This is a genomic window from Mesobacillus maritimus (genome assembly GCF_044803185.1).
GTDB classification, from domain to species: domain Bacteria; phylum Bacillota; class Bacilli; order Bacillales; family Cytobacillaceae; genus Mesobacillus_B; species Mesobacillus_B maritimus_B.
The window spans coordinates 702,918-722,332 of the sequence record NZ_CP085225.1 but is presented as its reverse complement, the minus strand read 5'-3'; the positions used below and the strand labels follow the sequence as shown (position 1 = coordinate 722,332).

The 19,415-nt window shown below is 39.5% G+C and carries 18 protein-coding genes; 9 read left to right on the top strand and 9 right to left on the bottom strand.

The features are described 5' to 3' along the window. Positions 1 to 30: 30 nt before the first annotated feature. Complete coding sequence (locus LG336_RS03525; RefSeq protein ID WP_404331175.1) at positions 31 to 1,623, bottom strand: long-chain-fatty-acid--CoA ligase; 1,593 nt, start codon at positions 1,621 to 1,623, stop codon at positions 31 to 33. A gap of 168 nt (positions 1,624 to 1,791) precedes the next feature. Between LG336_RS03525 and LG336_RS03520 the strand changes: the two genes are divergently transcribed. From LG336_RS03520 to LG336_RS03495, 6 genes are all read left to right on the top strand, one after another. Beyond that, entirely contained in the window at positions 1,792 to 2,013 is a 222-nt protein-coding gene (locus tag LG336_RS03520) for a spore germination protein (RefSeq protein WP_404331174.1), read from the top strand. Between the two features lie 15 nt (positions 2,014 to 2,028). Beyond that, positions 2,029 to 2,256, top strand: a complete 228-nt coding sequence (locus LG336_RS03515; RefSeq protein WP_404331173.1) for a spore germination protein GerPB — start codon at positions 2,029 to 2,031, stop codon at positions 2,254 to 2,256. 45 nt (positions 2,257 to 2,301) lie between these two features. Next, positions 2,302 to 2,913, top strand: coding sequence for a spore germination protein GerPC (gene gerPC, locus LG336_RS03510; RefSeq protein ID WP_404331172.1), 612 nt, complete (start codon positions 2,302 to 2,304; stop codon positions 2,911 to 2,913). Next, on the top strand, positions 2,910 to 3,092 hold the full coding sequence (locus LG336_RS03505; RefSeq protein WP_404331171.1) for a spore gernimation protein GerPD: 183 nt from the start codon (positions 2,910 to 2,912) through the stop codon (positions 3,090 to 3,092). The genes gerPC and LG336_RS03505 overlap by 4 nt, the downstream gene beginning before the upstream one ends. Before the next feature lie 3 nt (positions 3,093 to 3,095). Beyond that, entirely contained in the window at positions 3,096 to 3,467 is a 372-nt protein-coding gene (locus LG336_RS03500) for a spore germination protein GerPE (RefSeq protein ID WP_404331170.1), read from the top strand. A 62-nt stretch (positions 3,468 to 3,529) separates the two neighbouring features. Then, entirely contained in the window at positions 3,530 to 3,748 is a 219-nt protein-coding gene (locus LG336_RS03495) for a spore germination protein (protein ID WP_404331169.1), read from the top strand. Positions 3,749 to 3,870: 122 nt separating this feature from the next. Here LG336_RS03495 and addA read toward each other — a convergent pair whose 3' ends face one another. Together addA and addB are read right to left on the bottom strand one after the other, a co-directional pair. Continuing rightward, positions 3,871 to 7,647, bottom strand: a complete 3,777-nt coding sequence (gene addA, locus LG336_RS03490; protein ID WP_404331168.1) for a helicase-exonuclease AddAB subunit AddA — start codon at positions 7,645 to 7,647, stop codon at positions 3,871 to 3,873. Further along, positions 7,640 to 11,125 (bottom strand): helicase-exonuclease AddAB subunit AddB, encoded by a 3,486-nt coding sequence (gene addB, locus LG336_RS03485; RefSeq protein WP_404331167.1) that lies wholly within the window; start codon positions 11,123 to 11,125, stop codon positions 7,640 to 7,642. The genes addA and addB overlap by 8 nt, the downstream gene beginning before the upstream one ends. Before the next feature lie 136 nt (positions 11,126 to 11,261). Between addB and LG336_RS03480 the strand changes: the two genes are divergently transcribed. Further along, positions 11,262 to 12,410, top strand: a complete 1,149-nt coding sequence (locus LG336_RS03480) for an MFS transporter (RefSeq protein ID WP_404331166.1) — start codon at positions 11,262 to 11,264, stop codon at positions 12,408 to 12,410. 47 nt (positions 12,411 to 12,457) lie between these two features. Here the strand turns inward: LG336_RS03480 and lepB are convergent, their stop codons facing one another. The 3 genes from lepB to LG336_RS03465 form a co-directional block, all read right to left on the bottom strand. Continuing rightward, entirely contained in the window at positions 12,458 to 13,012 is a 555-nt protein-coding gene (lepB, locus tag LG336_RS03475; protein WP_404331165.1) for a signal peptidase I, read from the bottom strand. Between the two features lie 62 nt (positions 13,013 to 13,074). Next, positions 13,075 to 13,689, bottom strand: a complete 615-nt coding sequence (locus tag LG336_RS03470) for a TVP38/TMEM64 family protein (RefSeq protein WP_404331163.1) — start codon at positions 13,687 to 13,689, stop codon at positions 13,075 to 13,077. 93 nt (positions 13,690 to 13,782) lie between these two features. Further along, positions 13,783 to 14,709 carry an LCP family protein gene (locus tag LG336_RS03465; protein WP_404331162.1) on the bottom strand — a complete coding sequence of 309 codons (927 nt, stop codon included), beginning with the start codon at positions 14,707 to 14,709 and terminating at the stop codon, positions 13,783 to 13,785. Between the two features lie 370 nt (positions 14,710 to 15,079). Between LG336_RS03465 and LG336_RS03460 the strand changes: the two genes are divergently transcribed. After that, positions 15,080 to 15,442 carry a hypothetical protein gene (locus tag LG336_RS03460; RefSeq protein WP_404331161.1) on the top strand — a complete coding sequence of 121 codons (363 nt, stop codon included), beginning with the start codon at positions 15,080 to 15,082 and terminating at the stop codon, positions 15,440 to 15,442. Between the two features lie 38 nt (positions 15,443 to 15,480). Here LG336_RS03460 and LG336_RS03455 read toward each other — a convergent pair whose 3' ends face one another. Beyond that, positions 15,481 to 16,056: a competence protein ComK gene (locus LG336_RS03455; protein WP_404331160.1), complete on the bottom strand. Its 576-nt coding sequence runs from the start codon at positions 16,054 to 16,056 to the stop codon at positions 15,481 to 15,483. Positions 16,057 to 16,252: 196 nt separating this feature from the next. Between LG336_RS03455 and LG336_RS03450 the strand changes: the two genes are divergently transcribed. Then, complete coding sequence (locus tag LG336_RS03450) at positions 16,253 to 16,489, top strand: IDEAL domain-containing protein (protein ID WP_221870108.1); 237 nt, start codon at positions 16,253 to 16,255, stop codon at positions 16,487 to 16,489. Between the two features lie 71 nt (positions 16,490 to 16,560). Here the strand turns inward: LG336_RS03450 and LG336_RS03445 are convergent, their stop codons facing one another. Then, positions 16,561 to 17,871 (bottom strand): M48 family metallopeptidase, encoded by a 1,311-nt coding sequence (locus LG336_RS03445; RefSeq protein WP_404331159.1) that lies wholly within the window; start codon positions 17,869 to 17,871, stop codon positions 16,561 to 16,563. Positions 17,872 to 18,390: 519 nt separating this feature from the next. Beyond that, on the bottom strand, positions 18,391 to 19,410 hold the full coding sequence (locus tag LG336_RS03440; protein WP_404331158.1) for an aliphatic sulfonate ABC transporter substrate-binding protein: 1,020 nt from the start codon (positions 19,408 to 19,410) through the stop codon (positions 18,391 to 18,393). Between the last annotated feature and the right edge of the window lie 5 nt (positions 19,411 to 19,415).

Here is a 19,415-nt window from a genome sequence, read left to right as displayed (position 1 = left end):
TGAAAACAAGCTTCAAAAGAAGCTTGTTTCCTAGTTTACAAACCTTCCTGATTTCCCAACAGATTCCCAGTATTCATTTCGAAGTTGGACTTTTTGTATCTTTCCTGACGCCGTTTTTGGAAGTTCTTTAACAAACGATACACCAGTAATTGCTTTAAAATGCGCAAGTTTTTCTCTTGAAAATTGGATTAACTCTTGTTCAGTCACAGTCTTTCCTTCTCTTACTACCACATAAGCATGAGGGGTTTCTCCCCACTTTTCATGCGGAACGGCAATAACCGCTGCTTCAAGGACAGAAGGATGTTCATATAAAGCTCCTTCTACCTCTATGGAGGAGATATTCTCCCCACCCGAAATGATAACGTCTTTTTTTCGATCAACGATTTCAATATTGCCGAATTCATCAACATTAGCCATATCACCAGTATGTAGCCAACCTGCCTGAATGGCTTGCATCGTGGCTTCATCATTTTTCCAATAGCCTTTCATTACCCCATTGCTTCTCACGACAACTTCCCCGATTTCTTTCCCATTATGAGAGACCTCTGTTCCCAAATCATTCAGAACTTTGACTTCCGACCCAATCATCTGAACTCCAGCTTTCGCCTTCATGCGATACTGCTCGCTTAATGGCAACTCTTTTAGATGTGATCTAATTGTGGAAACCAAACTTAATGGAGACGATTCGGTCATCCCGTATACTTGGATAAATTCCCATCCTAGCTCTTTCTCCACTCTTGTTACGAAGGCTGGAGGCGGTGCTGAGCCCGCAATGACTACGCGAATACTTTGGCTGAATTCAGGAACATTTTTCTCATAGTATTGGAGTAGAGAATTCAATACGGTTGGTGCCATGTGCATGATGGTTACTCCCTGCTTTTCAATGGCATTAAATATCGCTTCTGGTGATGACTTTCTTAAACAAACTTGTGTCGCCCCGTTAGCAGTATAATAGAACGGTGATCCCCAGCCATTCACATGAAACATGGGTAAAACATGGACTAACACATCCTCATCAGAAACTCGTAAATGATGCATGGAGCTAAGAGCATGTAAATAGTTGTTCCTATGGGTTAGCATAACCCCTTTCGGATTTCCTGTTGTTCCACTTGTGTAAAGGAGACTACAAATATCCTGTTCATCTATATCCTCACGGTCAAAAGGTTTAGCTGAATGTGTGTTCAACCAGTTATCATAGCCAGCCTCACCACAGACTCCATCATGATAATGAACAATGATTTTTTCAACCGTCTCCAGTTTGTCTTTAATCGGGCTTATCAGGTGATAAAGTTCCTGATCTACAAATAATATTTTTGATTCACTATGATTTAGGATAAACAAATAGTCATCCGGTTTAAGCCGGATATTTAGTGGAACCATAATGGCCCCTAGCTGAAAAACACCATAAAATCCTTCAAGCATTTCAACTGTATTAGGAGCTAGATAGGCTATACGGTCCCCCTTCCTAACTCCCAAGTTTCTAAGTCCATCCGAAAGGCAGTTGACTCGAGCATTAAGTTCCCGGTATGTAAACTCCCTGTCGTCACAAATAATTGCTTTCTTTTCTCCGTACAATGAAACGGCACGATCTAAAAATTGCGTTAAGAGCAATGGAACATCCATTCAAAACCCCTCCCTTATTGGTAGCGCTTTAATACAGAAAATTCTAATAATATAGTAACATATTAATCAATGATTTAGAAATCCTTTCTTTAAAAATAGGCGAATTAATCACACCAACCTATAAACGACATAGGATATAAAGAAATATTTGCATAAGGGTGTTGTCGTATGCCAGCAATTGTTGGAGCAGTTCAAGTGATTTCAATTGGAAGCAGTGGCGTTTTTAATATCGGAGATGCTTATAAAATTATGCCTGTTTCTACGGCAAAAACATTTTCGGGGGCAGGTTCGTTTAATACTGGGGATGCCATTACCCTTTATAATAACCGGAGCTCTACTAACACGTTTGATCAGGACAGTGTTGATCAAGGGAATTATTTTAATGCATGATAAGCAGGTGAAAACATGGCTAATTTTTACATTCAACAATCAATAAATATAAATATGATTCGCATTGACGGAATAAGCAATTCCTCCGTCCTGCAAATAGGTAGCGCTGGAATAATCAAACCAGCCTCTTATCTTTATAATACAGGAGGATTTACGCAACCTGCCCCAGAGGCTAGCGGAACTCTCACTGGAGAACCCGCACCAGCACCAGTCGTTCCACTCCAATCGCCTAGCGCAAGCTGATGTAAGCTAAAAAACGTAAATCCCTAAATTTTGAGGTGAGTGCTTGTGAATGCTGAAATCTATCAGTATATGAAAGATCTACACACCTTCATTGAATATCAAGCGCGGAAATTACAGAAGTTAGAAAATAGTGTAAACGCACTACAAAAAGAGGTAGCAAATTTAAAAGAGAGACCTCCCATTCAAGTTGGAAATATCGAATATAAATTTGACCAATTAAAGGTAGAAACTCTTGAGGGTACTTTAAACATTGGCTTAAACCCTTCCGACTTGGCTGGGATTACAGATTTTACAGTGGATAATAAAAACATCCAAACCCCAAATCCATCACCAAAAACGCTATTCAAACGAAGCATGGAAATTGAAAATGAAATAAGAGATTACTTAGAAGGGAATCTTCCAGAGATTTATCAAGTGACAAAAGAGAAACTCAAGATGAATGTTGATGACTCTTATTATCAATTCATAAGAGATGATATTCTTAAGCAACTTCCGAACCGGGTCCATACACATCTGAGCAATTTAAAAGATGAGGAAAGAGAAGATGATGAAAATACCAAACAAAGAATTGTTGAGAATATTAAAAAGGAGATTCAGCAAGGAGTTTATTTATTTTTAGAACAAGTCTATAAACAAACAGAGGGGGAAAGTAATTGAACTTCAATGTTTATAACAGAGATATCTCAGTAGGTGCAATAAAAGTAAGTGCAGTGGCCAGTTCAGCACTTTTCCTCGTAGGCGATGCTGAGACCATTCAGCTTGCTTCTACTTTTGACACACCACCTGAATCACTTATCATCGGTCCTTTTGTACCACTTGGTCCGGAGACAAGTTAGAATATGTTACAAAGAACAGCAGCTGTTAACGATATTAAAATAGCCAGTCTCGCAATTGCATCGGTATTCCAAATTGGAGATTCAAACTTAATACAGGGATACTCTCGGGCTATTGCCGTCCAAAGAGAAAAAGAACTATTCTTTGGGAATGAGGGAAATTTCGCTGATTTCCCCATTTTTTCAGAGCCAATCCCACTTACCCCAATTTCGGAAAATATCAATATGTCTCGTCAGAACATTAATCCATTTCTAAAAGTGGGGAAAATAGATATTATTGGGGTTTCCTCTTCATCCATTGTACACTTAGGAAACACCAATCATGTTTCATTGGAAACAAGGGTAAAACATATTCGTCAGTTGTTAACAAAGAAATAACAAATCCACTCACTTATGCATACAGTACTGAAAGAGCCTAATAAGAGAAGGGTGTTTTTCAAATGCCAGCGATCATTGGTCCTGTACAGATTGTCAATGTTGGAGGGGGAACAGTTCAGTTCGGTGACTCCCTTTTTATATCACCTAAAAGTAATTCCAAAACGAACTCAGGGCAAGGAGCCGGAAACACTGGTGGTTTTATTGTTGCAAATAATGGTCTAAATGCTAGCAATGTAGTTGATACTAATCTAGTCGACCAGCCGAATATTGGAAACAATTAACGAGACTAGGTTTTATCACGTTGAATATAAACAATTACTAAGCAAGCCCTGAAATCTAAAAAGCCGGTCCAGGAACTTTCACTGGATCGGCTTTTTATCAATTATTTAAGTTTTTAAACAAACTAGTCTTCTAGTTTTAACAGATGCCCGCCATCGAAGAAGAATAAATAACGTTCCTCAACTGGTCTCTTCCATACCTCCTCAAGCGCTTTTCCATAAAGGCTCAACTGAAGGCGGTAACGTTCTTCAAGAATTGGTTTAGCTTGTTCGAAACCGCCCTTAAAGCGAGTAGTAATCGCATCTGTCTTAAAATCAAGCAATACCGTTCCTTGTGCATCCTCGAATACACAATCGATTACCCCTTGGACAAAAATGGGCTCCTCTGGGCCTTCCCAATTAGGATATACCTGCTTTGCTGGGAGCGATAAATAGAATGGAACTTCCCTACTAACTTTTTCAGAAAGGACAAGACGCTTTCCAATCTCAGTGTCAAAAAAGGCAAGGATCCACTGAATCTCAATCGCCTCTTTCTGCTCTGGGTACAAAAGCTCTGAATGGACCATTTTATCCAACTGTTCTCTCAAAGAAGTTTCCGTTACTGGTTTGCTAAGATCAACATGTTGCATCACCATATGCATCGCTGTTCCTCTTTCTGCTGGTGTCAATTGTTTCTCCTGCATAAACCTTGGTCGATTCATAATAGGATTAGAAAAACTACGAACAAGCTCTGTTCCACTTTCCGCATCCCGAACTTCATGATTTCTCTTTAACTCTGAAACAGACTGTTTTGAACGATGAGTAGCTGCATCTAGGTACTCGTATTCCCAAGATAACTGATTGAAGATTTTGTTCGCATACGACGAATTCTGTTCAACGAGCTGCCCTTCTCGTACTTTCTCCATTCTGCTTTCTTGCTCTAATTTTTCTTCTTCAAGAAAGATTGCCACTTCCTCAGCAGGATGAATATGGATTCTCCATCTTGAAGGATGTCCTGCTAATTTTTCCGGCACAAAAATGTTCCTAATTTTAGTGAACAAACTCTGGAACACATTGGATTCCTGATGGCGAATGAGAGAAGGACCAATCCAGTCAAGGTAAGAATTTGCGGAAGCACGCAGGTGTTCTTCAAGAAGCCAATCGGGATGATTTGCTGCCTCAGACCAATTGTCAACACTCTTTTCTGCATCCTTTACAGAGGCAATTAAGTAGAGCTTTTCTTTCGCTCTAGTCAAAGCAACATAGAGAACACGCATCTCCTCGGCTAGCATCTCCATTTTTTTCTTCCGCTTAAACGCCAGCTGTGGCAATGATGGATAAGCAATCCGCTTTTCTGGATTGACATACTTGGAAGCAAAGCCGAACTCCTTATCAAGCATATACTGCTTTTTTAAATCCATTGTATTAAACTGACGGGCAAGTCCTGCAACAAAGACGATTGGAAACTCTAAACCTTTACTGCTATGAATGGTCATGATACGGACAACATCCTCCTGCTCACCAATCGCCCCAGCAGCACCTAAATCATCCCCGCGGTCACGCATTCTTTCAATAAAACGTAAGAATCGAAACACCCCTCTGAAGGATGTAGCTTCATATTGTCTCGCTCGATCATACAATGCTCTTAAATTCGCCTGTCGTTGCTTTCCAGCCGGCATCCCCCCGACGAAATCATAAAACCGTGTTTCACGGAACAATTGCCAAATCAAATCGGACACCGATCCCATTCTCGCATTTGTCCGCCATTTCTTTAAGTTCTCGAGAAATGGTCGAACTTTAGCGTAAAGCTCCTCATGCTTCTGTGCTGGCTTTCGCCGACAAAAACTAGAAAGAGCTTCATAGAAAGTCCCCTTTTTATCAGCAATTCGAATAATCGCAAGTTCTTCTTCATTTAAGCCGACAATAGGGGAACGGAGTACGGCTGCCAGCGGTATATCCTGAAACGGATTATCAATCACCTTGAGCAAAGACAGCATAATCGCCACTTCAGTTGCGTCAAAATAACCAGTGGAGAGATTCGCATAAACCGGGATGCCCTGTTGCTTAAACTCTTCCATAATCTGCGGTGCCCAGGTCATTGAGCGGAGAAGAATCACAACGTCACGATAATTCGCAGGCCTTTCACTTTTCGTCTTGGGGTTATACACTCCCTGACGATCTGTTATTAGTGCTTTAATCTGCTTAGCAATCAGCCTTGCTTCAAGCTGAGATTGCTCAAGGTCTTCAATATCATAGGAATCCTCAGCCACTTCATTGCTACTTGACTCATCAGAAACCTTACCTCCTGAATCAATTAACATCAATTCGACCGGATAAGGTGCTTCTTCCGGATATAGAGCCCCTTTAACTAACTCTGCACTCTGATCATAGTGTATTTCTCCAACCTGTACACCCATAATCTGTTTAAAAAGATAATTGGTTCCATCAAGGACCTCACCACGACTTCGGAAATTCCGCGACAGGTCAATTTTTAAACCGGTATTTTCCCCATCTTCTGTAAACCTGTTATATTTACTTAAAAATAAATTCGGCTCTGCAAGACGAAAGCGGTAGATTGACTGCTTCACATCCCCAACCATGAATAGGTTCCCATTCTCCTCACCATCAGTCGTGACTAAATGTAGAATAGCTTCCTGAACCATATTGGTATCTTGATATTCATCGACAAGTACTTCTTTAAATTTTCTTCGATACGCCAAGCCTGCCTCAGAAGGATTTAGACGCTGTTTAGCCTCTTTTCCCTCAGAAAGGATATCAAGTGTATAATGCTCCAAATCGGAAAAGTCAACAATTCCTTTTTCCTGTTTTACCAGTTCAAATCTTTTATTAAACTCTTTTACAAGCTCAGTTAAAGTGATAATGACTGGCTTCATGTCTACCATGTCTTTTAGAAAACTTTCAGGTCTACGTGAGAATAGCTCCGCTTTTAAATCAAGCACTACTTTCTTCGCTTTATCGCGCAGCTTACTCGCTTTATCGATTAAATCCTTATCATATTGTTTAGGACTACATGGTTTCGCACGTTTAAAATCCACCAATTGGATAGCCTCAGACAGAGCATTCCATGATTCCTTTTGTGCAGTCAACAGTGTCTCAATTACATGCATATCGTGTTCGAAATTTTCAGCTCTTGGAGCAGGTCCCTCTGGCATTCTCGTAATCTCTAAACCTTGCTCCAGCATTTTTTTTGCCCCTTGGAGCTGAAGTTCAATATCAAACAAGAGTGATTTCATAAAGGGCAATGCTTCAATCGGCATCTCTTGATGAATATCATACATAGCAACAATAGAATTTAGGTACTCCTCAGGAGAAGGATTGGATTTCGCAAAATCATAGAGATCGAGAATAATATCTTTTAACGCTTCATCGCTACGATCATTGGTAAAGGTATCAACCAACCTAAAAAACGCATAGTTTTCAGGCTTTCCATATTCCTCTTCAAATAAATCATCGATGACTTCATCCCTCAACAACTGCCCTTCCGTTGTATCGGCAATCCGAAACCCTGGATCAATATCAATCATATAATAGTATTTACGAATGACCTCTAAGCAGAATGAGTGAAGCGTTGAGATGGAAGCTCTGTTGAGCAAGCTTAATTGCTTCCTGAGATGAGTAGCATCCGGTTCTTCATCAATTGCTTTCTCAAGTGCTTCGCCGATTCGATGGCGCATCTCAGCCGCAGAAGCATTCGTAAATGTTACAACTAGAAGCTCGTCAACATCAATTGGTTGGGAATGTGAAGTAATTTTCTTTGTAATCCGTTCAACCAGTACCGCCGTCTTGCCTGAACCAGCAGCGGCAGCAACGAGGATGTCTTGACCGCTGGCCATAATCGCTTTCCATTGATCATCTGTCCAAGTGGCCCCTTCAGGCTTTGGTGGAATATTGATTTTAGTCAAGATTCATCCCCTCCCTCTTCATTTCCTCAAGGATATCATCCTTTTTCTTTGGAGCAAGTTTTCTAAACTCATTTGAGTCAAGCGACTTATCAAACTGGCAGACAGACTTAAAGGAACAAAATGTACACGGAAGACGATCCTTTAGTTTATAGGGGTCAATATCGACGACACCGCTGATGATTCCATTCCCCGTCTCAACATATTTATTTCGGATAAAGTCTCTTAGATTCTCAAAATCAGCACGACTTGCTACCTTCGATGCTTTTGTAAGACTTCCATCCTTCTTAAAACCTGCTGAAATAATTTGTGAATTTACGCCACTATCAAGGGTACGGTCCATCATTTGCATAACATGTTCATCGGCTAACAACAGTCCATTCATTTTAAACTGCTTCAGAATTTCCTCTTCAATTTCATCCAGTGAGAGCATTTTTGATGCATTAATCATTGGGTTGTGAACGTGAAAATAAAGTACACCAGCAGGGTCTGCCTGTTTCCCAACAAGCTGCGAGGAGTGGCTGATTATAATATCAAGATACGTGAGCATTTGCAATGCAAGTCCATAATAGACTTCCGTCAGGTTTAACTCTTTTTCGCTAGATTTGTAATCTAGTACTCTTAAATAGATTCCATTCGAGTCCTCCGCCTTATCGACTCGATCAATCCTACCCATTAGTTCCATCTGTGTCCCATTCTTTAACGTAAAACCAAGCGGAGGTAGCGTCCCCTTTCGACCAAAGCCAAGCTCAAGTCCAATAGGAGAAAATCCACTAGCCTTTGCATGATCACTCATGATAATCGAAGCTCGGCTAATAATATTCTGTAGCTTTTGTTTTATATATTGATGTCTGTTGGAACTAAGCAGGATTTCATTTTGCAGTTTAGGCGCAAGCGTCTCCACGGCATCCTTAGCAAGCTGTTGCACTTGGTCCAGGGTCAAGCTCGCCCAAGATATGTTTTCCTTCATGATTGTTTCTGCTATATGCTTTAAAGCTGCGTGAAATAAATCCCCAATATCCGGTGCTTCTAAACGAAAGATCTGTCTGTCACGTAGCTTAAGGCCATGTTGAACATAATGGGAGAAAGCGCAGCTATTAAAAAGCTCCATTCTTGAGACACTTGCCTCGATTTCCTCTCCATATAGCTCCTGACTAATCTGTTCAGACAGCTGTTGGGTAGTATTTTCATAAAACAAGCTAGATAATACCTTCCTAGCTGTTTCTCGCCATTTAGGATGTTTCATATAGTAGTCGTAGACATCCCACCAGAAATCATAGACAGGGTAATTACGCTTTTTAAGCTGTAGCTGGGCTGCCAAATAGCTTAGGGCCGTATTCTCCCCGGATGTATACTCTAACTGCTCCAGTTCAGGTAATTCTGAAGGGTCAGCAGTAAAATAATGCTTAGGGTGGTTTGGAAATAAATCTGCTAAACGTTTTATATACGTAGACGGAATTAATGATTTTCCTTCTTCATTTGCAATTGGGTAGCTAACATAAAGCAATTCAGATGGTGTCGTAAAGGCCTTATATGCAAAGAAGTTCTCATCCAGTAGGCGCTGTTTACTTGGAGGAGCTAGCTTCAATCCTTCCTGTAGAAGTGCTGCCCGATCATCATCAGCGAAAATACCTTCATCAGGTAATTTTGCAGGCAAAACTCCTTCGTTTGCTCCAATAACAAAAGCTGCCTTAATTTCAGCAAGTCGTGACTTTTCTAGATTGGCTACAACCACTTGATCAATGGCCGGTGGAATTAACGAAAAGTTTAAAGATTCAAACCCCGCATCTAAAATGGCCATAAACTGTCTCGGCTTGACTTCTTCATCGCCCATAATCTCGACAAACTGATCAAGAAGGTCAACCACAGCATTCCAGGCTTGGTCATGCTCTCTAGCCTCCACAAGTCTTCCCTTGGATTCAGCTGCAAGCCGCCATTCTTCTAATTTTGTTGGAATATTAAGCTCTTCAATGTATAAATACACGGCTTCACAAAGCTTACGGCCACTATTAGCTCTCTTTAGGCGTCGGGTCATACGCTGAAGTGGCGCTGTTATCATTGTCCGTAAATCATTTAATAGCTGTTCTGTCTCTTGCTCGGAATCCGTCTGAGTCGTAGATGAGAATTCTAAACCACGAATTCTACGATAAATCCATCGATCTTTCCTTGTCCACTTTTCTCCTTGTATTCCATAGGCAAGGACATAATTTTCGAGTAGGTCCATTTGTTCACGTGATTTATGAATATCTACTCCTGCCGGAAATAATAAATCCGTTTTAATCGCCCTAAAGACAGGCTCATAACGCCAATTCCCAAGAACTGTTTCTAGACTGGAGCGAATAAGTTCAATCAATGGGTGGTTTAACATCGTTCTCTTTTGGTCTATAAAATAAGGAATATTGTAGTCTGTAAATATCGTTTCTAAAATATCACGATAATCATTTTCATTTCTCATTAAAACCGCAATATCTCGGTACCTTAATCCTTGTTCTCTTGCAAGAGCTTGAATTTTCCGGGCTACTCCTTCTACCTCAGCCCGACGATTTGCAGCCTCGGCAATATGGATATCACACTCGCCATAAAATTTTCTCGTCGGCCTAGAGTCAAATTCAGCCTCGAGATGTTTCAATGACTCTTTATTCCAACGATATTGATTAGTTAGAATAACATCCTCTTCCTGGTCAATGCTTTTCCCTTGAATGATTTCATGGATACTTCTATAGGTTTCTCCTGTCATTCTAAACAAGTCAAGCTCTCCTGGACCATTCTGTTTGAAGGATTGATGAAGGGGCAATGTAATCGTCACTCGTTTAGCTGTTTTCATTAGCTGTTCAATAATTAAAAGTTCAAGTGGTGTGAACGAGTAAAAACCATCAATGTAGATTTCTGCATTTTTCAAGTAGTCTGAGGACGGCACTTTTTCCGCTAGCAAACGAAAATAGTCTTCTGAGTCAAGGTATTTTCCAAATAACTCATCCTCAAATTGACGATAAATCAGTTCAAGGTCATGTAGCTTTTCCACAAGTGCTTTTTCCCCTAGTACTTCTCCTTGTTTGGAAGCAAGGTCCTCAGGTTTAACTTCATATCGTTTGAATTCAATCAGCATTTGTTCCAATTGCTGAACAAAACCATTTTTGTCAGCTGTTCTTTGGAAGATTTTCAACTGGTCTTTTTTATCTTCAATAATTTTTCTAATCATCATACTAGTTCCAACACTTGTAAGATGATAACGGGTAAACCCTCCTGTATCCTGAAGGATTCTCCAAGCAAGTCGAGGGAAACTATACACCTGAGCACGAATCATTCCCCCTAGCCCTGGGGATGTTGACAACCGATATTCTGATAAAAACGACATTTGCTCGGGAACTAGGTAAATACTCGGTGACCCAGAAGGGTCAGTCGTCAACCTCTCGCGAATTTCCTCTAAACAAAGCTCAGTTTTACCGCTGCCCGACCGTCCAAGTACTATACGAACAGACATCTTTGTTCCTCCCATCCTCAAGCGTTAATCTCTTATCTGATGATAACATAACAAATCCCATTTATTGCTCAATAATTATTTCCAGAACAACCTACATAACCTCATCTAATTGCATAATTTATCTTGGGTGATTTTAATGAGTTCTATCGTTCTACTCAGAACTGCTTTTACGCTTCTTACCATTATTTCTATTCTAGTAGCTAGTAATATTTATACCTTGATTCCCATTTATGATGAAGTTGCCAGTAGACTTGCAATCTCATCAAGTGATGTTGTCATTGCTGGAAGCTTATTTACACTTTTTTATGCCGGTGGACTACTCTCCTTTGGTCCAATTTCCGACTATGCTGGCAGAAAAAATATCCTTGTCTTCGGCTTATTCGCATCTTCATTAACCACTCTTGCCGTGGGATTTTCAACTGACGCCTTCAGCCTCTGGCTTACCCGCTCGCTGCAAGGCTTTACACTCGCCTCATTCGCTTCCGTTGTGTTTGCCTATTCGTTCGATTTATTTCCGCTGAAACAGCGAACACTATTAGTCGTCTTAATTAATACTGGCTTTTTAATCGCGGGAATCTTCGGGCAGCTAGTAAGCTCTATCCTTACACATCTATTTTCATGGAATAGTGTGTTTGTCTTCTTTTCAATCTGCTACCTGTTTTTATTTGCAGTAGCGTTTTTTATCCTGAACGATTCACCCAAGGCAAAACAGGAACAGGAACCTTTCTGGGTTGTATACCTATCTTTGCTAAAAGATTCAAGACTATTTAAGTGCTACTTGATTGCCTTGACCTTACTTTTTTCGGTCATTGCTTTTTATGATGCGCTTAGCAGATTTTTTTCTGGTCCAAGTAACGAGTTGTTCATGATCCGTACCGCTGGCTTGATTGGCGCTTCAGTTTCCCTTTTTACTGGAAAACTCATTGAAAAGATAGAAGAAGTTAAGACACTGGCATTAGGATTATTCATTGGAGTTATCAGTTTGGTTGCTATGCTGTTTTTCAACTCCGTTATCGGGCTAATCATTTTATCCATTTTATTCATTTCATCCATCTCCCTGTCCATCCCAACCGTGATTACGTTGGTGGGTTCTTATGGGGGAAAGCGACGTTCAAAAGCACTTTCTCTCTATTCCTTTATACTGCTTACCGGTGCAAGCTTCGCACCAACCATCGCTGTTTTGTTTGGCTTCTTCCACATGCTCCTTGGATTAACCTTTTTATTTATGATCAATATAGGAATCTGCCATTTATTAAATATAGAAAAGGTCAACAGTGCAAAATAAAAAAGAAAAGGTGGCAGGCTGCATGTTCATGCTGCCCCCCACCTAAGTTAAAAGGATACGTCCATTTCGTCCAAAGGCCAATAACGTAAATTCACCTTTCCGACTACCTGGTCAATAGAGATAAGCCCAAAATGTCGACTATCCCAACTACCACGCCGATTATCTCCTAATACAAATAACTTCCCCTCAGGTATTATTTGCTGGCCTGCTATTTCTTCAAGGGTAAAATCACCTGTCAACGCCCCGGCGAGAACTTTTGCCCGATATTTTTCTAAAAATGGTTCTTCAATTTTGTCCCCATTAATATACAGTTTGTCATCTTGATAACTTATTTTGTCACCAGGAAGTCCTATAATCCTTTTTACATAATCTTCCTTCTCATTTGCATGAAACACAATGACATCAAATCTCTGGAGGTCGCTCGCTTCGAAACCAATTTTATTGACTACCAATTTATTCCCTTCTTCGAGGGTTGGCAGCATCGATTCCCCTTCCACAACATAGTTCGAAAAGAAGAAAGTACGAATAAAAACGAAAATAATCAGCCCCAGAGCCAAAGCCTTTAACCAATCGACCCCTTCTTTTCGTAATTCAGCTTTCATCTGTATCTACCACCTCTTCGCCAGAGCTTTTCCGTACTGGAGATTTGCCTCGCTTGTGATTATTATCCATTATGGTCTTTATTAGTACTCATATTCATTCTTACTTCAATAATTTTACCAACATACCAAAGAATAAAAATAATCAAAAGAACAATAGCCGTCCGTAGCGGCTGCGTTAATAATGACCGGATGTCATGCCCAACAAAACTAATGGTGAAAATCATCACCATTTTTCCGGCCATAACAGCAAGCATATATTGCGCCAAGCTAATTTTAGAAAGTCCAGCCACAATATTTACGATTGCAGATGGTGTAAATGGGAAACAAAGCAGCAAGAACAGTGGACCAAAACCATGTCTCTCAACCCAATTCATCCCTTTTCTTACCTGCTTATGCTTATGTAAAAAACTCAGTATTCGCTTTTGACCAAACTTCCTAAAAAGCAGAAAGACCAATATAGCCCCAGTACAAGCTCCTATCCAGGAAAATAGAAATCCAAACCAGAGGCCAAATGCGTTTGCATTTGCCATTACGAATAATACGAGCGGTAAAAATGGTAGGAAAGCCTCTATCATTGGAAGAAGAATACCCGGAATCGGTCCCAATGCACGGTACTCACCAATCAAATCCATTATATTTTCTAATGTGAACCATTCCTTAAGAACCTCAAACTCCATTGGAATCTCCTTTATCTATGTAACATAGGGCTTTTAACCATACTCCTTATCTCTATTTTACACCTAGTTGATTTAATGAAAAAGAATCAAGTCTTAATTAGCTAAAAATTCGTTTAATGCTTTTTTGTTTTCATCAAGGTCAATTGTCAAAACAGCTCCGGCCCCACTTACCCGTTGATTTTGATAGGTGTTTTCAACTGGTAATCTTAGCGTACTTATGGTTCTCCCCTCTTCTGAAAGGAATCCTCTCGCCATAAATAAAATGTCCCCTGTATCCATATTTGTATTAACATATGGAGTAACAACCCCGATAAGTTTTGGCAACTTCGGGATGGTTTGAACACTTGCTAATTGCTTCCCTAATTCCTTTACCACTTTTTGTTGCCTTTCAACTCTTCCAAAATCACCAACTGCGTCCTGACGGAACCTGACATAACCTAAAAGATGTTCTCCATCAAGTGTTTGAACTCCTGGTTCGAGTGTAACACCAATGTCTTTTGACATACTTTTCTCTACTTCTATCTCAACACCCTGAGGAAAGGCAGTGTCAATTAAACGTACAAAACCTTGAAAATCAACAATTGCATAATATTGAAGATCAACGTCAAAATTTTCTTTTATGGTTTGCCTTAGTAGTTCTGGACCACCAAAGGCAAAAGCTGAATTAATTTTATTTTCCCCATGATCTGGAATGCTGATATACGTATCTCTCATAATGGAAGCTAGCTTATAAGTACCTGTGTCTGGGTTATAACTAGCAATCATAATCGTATCTGCTCGGGAGTTTTCTTCTCCCCTTGCGTCACTCCCTAATAAAAGAATATTCGTGTAACCATTTTCATCCCTATTTCCATTGAAAGAGTACTCTACCTTAGGCTCACCTGCTTCTTCTTTGGAGTCTTCTAAGCCTGCCTGAAATTGTGAATAACTATAGACCGCTATCAAACCAAACAGGAGGAGCAAACTAACGAACCATTTTCGCTTTCTACGGTGCTTATTTTTATGCCGATCAGCCCTCAATACAATCCCCCCTGATTTTGGATATCCATAAAAGTCATTCGCTTCTTTTTCTTTATTTCCTTCCATCGTCCATTATTAATTCATATGATGTCAACTTAGTTTTTTATAAACAGCAATTTTCATTCCTCTTTTAGTTATAAATAACTCAAAAAACCGCAAAGATTTCTACTTCGCGGTTAATACTGGTTCATTGCTGGTAAAATATTCTTATAAAATATAACACTAAAGCTTAGAGCAGTTTAATTCATTCATAATCGAAAGATGCCATTTATGAGATCTTCTTTTTAAAATTGGCTTGATACTTCCCCTGTTAATCGGGTAGTATATAAACAAGAACAAATGTTCCCTCTCGTAAAAGGAGTAAACGCAAATGACAAGAATTCCTGAAAATGACCGAGATATCCTTGAGCAAGCTATTTATCTTCCAATGATCTTAACTATTTTAGAACGGGACCTACAAATCATTGATAAAAGTGCGTTCAAACTAAAAAGGCCATACTTGGATTTAGTTGAAGATACAATGAAAGTAATCCAGATAAACCTCGCGGATGTCAAACGCTATATGAAACAAAACAAAATGAAAGTCGAAAAACTACAACAAGATGAAGCCTTTACTATGTATTTGTTCCTCTACAAAGGTTATGAAGAACAACATAATTACTTCAATCCACGTATTCGGAATAAGGTCCAAGAGCTGATGACCTATTATTTATTCAAGCGGCATTCTTCATAAGTAACCAGGTTTTCAGACCCGTATTAGGGTCTTGGAAATTAATCATCAAATCGGTATCGTTCATTAACCATCATAGTGAATCTTTCTTCAGAATGCCGACGTCCATAGATAATATATGCGGCCCTGCGTTCGTTTTCCCTCATTTTCTGAAGGACTTTCGTTCTTAGCTCAGATGTTCTTAATAATTGCTTTTCAAACGATATATAGGAGATTGGAAGCACATAAGTTTCCTTATTACGGAATGTTACCTTTGTGCTATAAGCATCGTGACGTCGATGGTCAACAACATGCTCATGTGAAACCCAGATACAGCTTGATTTAGTTGGTGACTTGGTAGGTAGCAAAAAAACCGAGTTAGATGGGTCAATGGCGATTGGGGCTTTATGAGTAACCCTTGTTAGTCTGCGAGTTACCTTTTTACTAGCATTATAATCGGAGAGGTTATATTCACACCCTCTCTTAACCAACTCAGTGGGTCTTAACGGCGAAATGTAAGTGTTTTCAAATTCAACTATCTTTGAATAAATTTTATTGCCAACTTCATACGGTAAAATCATCATAGTGAAGGGATTAATTTCATACTCATCTACTAGCTCTTTCTCATCAATAACCAAGCATATCATCTCCTTATCTGGGCAGGCTACCCAAGTTAAATCATATCACTGATTTTTTCATTGAAAATAGCTATCTTACAAAGTTCTAAATTTATACATAATTACCATAATAAAATTTTCTAAAAATTTAAATAATTTGGTTGATTATCTCATCGGAAATCCATATAATAAAAAAAAGGTCAAAGAGGTGAAATCAGTGAAGGAGAAATCGTATTCTGAAATCATGAAGGCCAGTGTAATGAAAAGAATTAAAGCAAAGGAAACATTTGTACAGGATTTATACGTTGATATGCTCATTTCTGAAATTCAACTCAAGAACCAAAAAGAAAAGCTTCTAATGAAAATTGACAAAGCGATTGATGATCGAAATCGGACGCTATTTTTCACTCTTACTGAAGAATTAAAGGCACTTGATAAACAATTTGGCACATAACCACAAAAAGAAATCCCCCGCACAATGCGGGGGAATCTTTTTTTATACACACACATAGCCCACTCTAGAGGCTAATCACTAATCTCCGGTGCTGGCATTCCCTCACTTGTTTCATTATTCCTCTTACTTATTTGATACTCTTCAATCCTAGAAATTCGCTCAAGCATGGTTGGATGACCATACCTAAACACTTTTACAAGAAAAGGAGGATTTACTTGACTTAGTCCGGCTTTCGTCAGCTCCTGGAACGTCGTAATAGCTGCCTCAGGATGGTCGGTCATCTCGAGAGCATAACTGTCGGCCCTGGCCTCTTGATAACGTGAAACGAGATTCGAAAAAGGACTTGCCGTAAATGCTAACATCGATAAAATCATGAGGAACAAGGGAAATGCACGGATATCATGAATTCCACTAACCTTAAATTCTGTCCCCCACCGCCTAATTGCCCAATTCATCAACCTATTCGTTAGATACAATCCTACTAGCGATAAAAGCAAATATCCTCCAATGCCGATATAGATATGCTTTTCAACGTAATGAGCCATTTCATGAGCCATGATAAATAATATCTGGTCATCATTTAACCGATTTAAAGTGGTATCCCAAAGAACAATTCTAGAGTTGGATCCAATTCCCGTAACATAAGCATTCAGTGCATTCGTTTTTTCAGCCATATTTACTTCAAACACATGTTCAGCTGGAATTCCAGCTTGACTGGCAAGGTCTAATATTTTGACTTCTAATTCCTTATTTTTCAAAGGATAAAAGTCATTATAAAGCGGGTCAATTACCACTGGTTGAACAAACATAATAAACAGAGAAAATGGTATGGTTAGTAACCAAGCAAACACCCACCAAAAACGCTTACTCTTATTGATTAACCAAAAGAGAACACTGACAATAATCAGCATCAACCCAAAGTTAACCCAAAAGTCAATGAGTTCATCTTTCATCCAAGAAGCAAAACTTTGAGTTGAAATATTATAGGTTTTCGATAAATGATAGCTGATATAACTTAATGGAAAAGTGGCCAAATAAGCAAACAGTGACAACCAGAATATATAAATGGCTCCCTGACCAAGTTTATTTTTGGTCGTTTCGCTTGCCCATTTATGGAAAGCCTTCGATAAACCTACAAGTAAAATTAAAAAGTAAATGAGCCACTCTAAGGGAGTAGATAAGAAAAACAACAGATTACGAATCTGTGAATATTCCGTACTTAACATAAGCTCCCTGCTATTCAAAAAGGTTGCCGGATCTGCACTTGAGCCTTGAAACTCAAACGGTAGACTCGAATCAGCTATATAAAAAAGATACCAATACATCAGAAGTCCATAAAGCACGTAAGCAAGTACTGCACTAAAGCCCATTTTTCTTGCCACAGTCATCCCCCCTTTTTCGTACAACCTCTACATAACTAGTTTAGTCTTATAGGAATAAAATAGAACAAGCTTTTATTGGTCAATTTTAACACAACCTCTAAATGCTTTTTCTAAGCATTGCCTCATGCTATTATAACCGTTCTATTTTACCGTTTTATCTTTATTGCCCTTGCCTTGGGTAATTAGAACGCCATATTTTACCGTTCTTAACTTTTTACCTCAGCTTCGGGCAATTAGAACGCCTCTATTTTACCGTTCTTACCATTTTGCCTGCGCTTCGGGTAATTAGAACACCTCTATTTTACCGTTCTTACCATTTTGCCTGCGCTTCGGGCAATTAGAACACCTCTATTTTACCGTTCTAACCATTTTGCCTGCGCTTCGGGCAATTAGAACGCCTCTATTTTACCGTTCTCCCTGTTTCGCCTTGGCTTCGGGTAATTGGGCTATAGGGGCGTATCCATATAAAAAAGACACCTAGAAACAATTCTAGATGTCTTTTCAGCTATTTTATATCCTTTATTTACTTGCCGTCTTTTGACTATTAATAAATTGCTTATCAATTAAATTTGTGAAATCTGGTTGTTCTTTTAAGAATTTTAATGCGTAAGAAGAATCTGCGAATGCTTGAACGGCGTCTTGGTCGACTTCATAAGTAAACCCAATTCGTTCCCAAGCAAGATCGACTACTTCTTTTTCAAGACCCTGACCTGTTGTCTCTTCAATATCTTTCAGAGTAATCTCTTTCGCTTCCTCTGGATTCTCTTGGATGAATTGTACTGCCTCTTTATGAGCATCAATGATATTTTGAACCAACACAGGGTTTTCGTTAGCTAGCTTACCTGATGTAACCATTACTGAAGCTGGCAAGGTTTCACCAAAACTTACCTCATTCCAAGGAATCACTACTTCTGCACCTGTTTCATTTTGAATAACGGCCGCCCAAGGCTCTGGTGCTACAGCGATATCCACTTTACCTGCTTGTAACAAAGCAGAATATGTGGCTGGATTCCCTGTCAAGTGCTTCATCGTACCCCCGATTCGCTCAGAAGTAATGCCACTTTCTTGAAGATAGGTTTCATATTGAACATCATGTGTGCAGCCAACTGCTGGTGTAACAAACACCTTTCCAGCAAAATCCTCTGCTGAGTTAATTTCCACACCTTCTCGAGCCAATACAACCGTTCCACCAGTAGATGCACCAGCGATTATTTTCACATCTGCACCTGTTGTATAGTTATTCATTGCTGGTCCTGGACCAACTAAGCCAGCATCAACGTCCCCTGTCTTCAAAGCAGTCATGAAGGCTCCACCATCAGCAAATGTCCGATACTCAACTGTGGTTCCATCGCCGAGTTTTTTCTCATAAAGTGCTTGATCTTTCGCTACCATTGCCGGAACATGGTTGATATTGGGAAAATATCCTATTACAACCTTCTCTTTGCTTCCATTTGAACTTTCTTCGTTTGACGCACCACATCCGGCTAGCAACCCTACGAATAATATAAGTAAAGCAAAGCTTAATAACCCCTTTTTCATTTTCT

Coding starts and splice junctions, on each gene's coding strand:
- LG336_RS03525 (WP_404331175.1), bottom strand. CDS start 1,623: ATGGATGTTCCATTGCTCTTAACGCAATTTTTAGATCGTGCCGTTTCA.
- LG336_RS03520 (WP_404331174.1), top strand. CDS start 1,792: ATGCCAGCAATTGTTGGAGCAGTTCAAGTGATTTCAATTGGAAGCAGT.
- LG336_RS03515 (WP_404331173.1), top strand. CDS start 2,029: ATGGCTAATTTTTACATTCAACAATCAATAAATATAAATATGATTCGC.
- LG336_RS03500 (WP_404331170.1), top strand. CDS start 3,096: ATGTTACAAAGAACAGCAGCTGTTAACGATATTAAAATAGCCAGTCTC.
- LG336_RS03495 (WP_404331169.1), top strand. CDS start 3,530: ATGCCAGCGATCATTGGTCCTGTACAGATTGTCAATGTTGGAGGGGGA.
- addB (WP_404331167.1), bottom strand. CDS start 11,125: ATGTCTGTTCGTATAGTACTTGGACGGTCGGGCAGCGGTAAAACTGAG.
- LG336_RS03480 (WP_404331166.1), top strand. CDS start 11,262: ATGAGTTCTATCGTTCTACTCAGAACTGCTTTTACGCTTCTTACCATT.
- lepB (WP_404331165.1), bottom strand. CDS start 13,012: ATGAAAGCTGAATTACGAAAAGAAGGGGTCGATTGGTTAAAGGCTTTG.
- LG336_RS03470 (WP_404331163.1), bottom strand. CDS start 13,689: ATGGAGTTTGAGGTTCTTAAGGAATGGTTCACATTAGAAAATATAATG.
- LG336_RS03460 (WP_404331161.1), top strand. CDS start 15,080: ATGACAAGAATTCCTGAAAATGACCGAGATATCCTTGAGCAAGCTATT.
- LG336_RS03440 (WP_404331158.1), bottom strand. CDS start 19,410: ATGAAAAAGGGGTTATTAAGCTTTGCTTTACTTATATTATTCGTAGGG.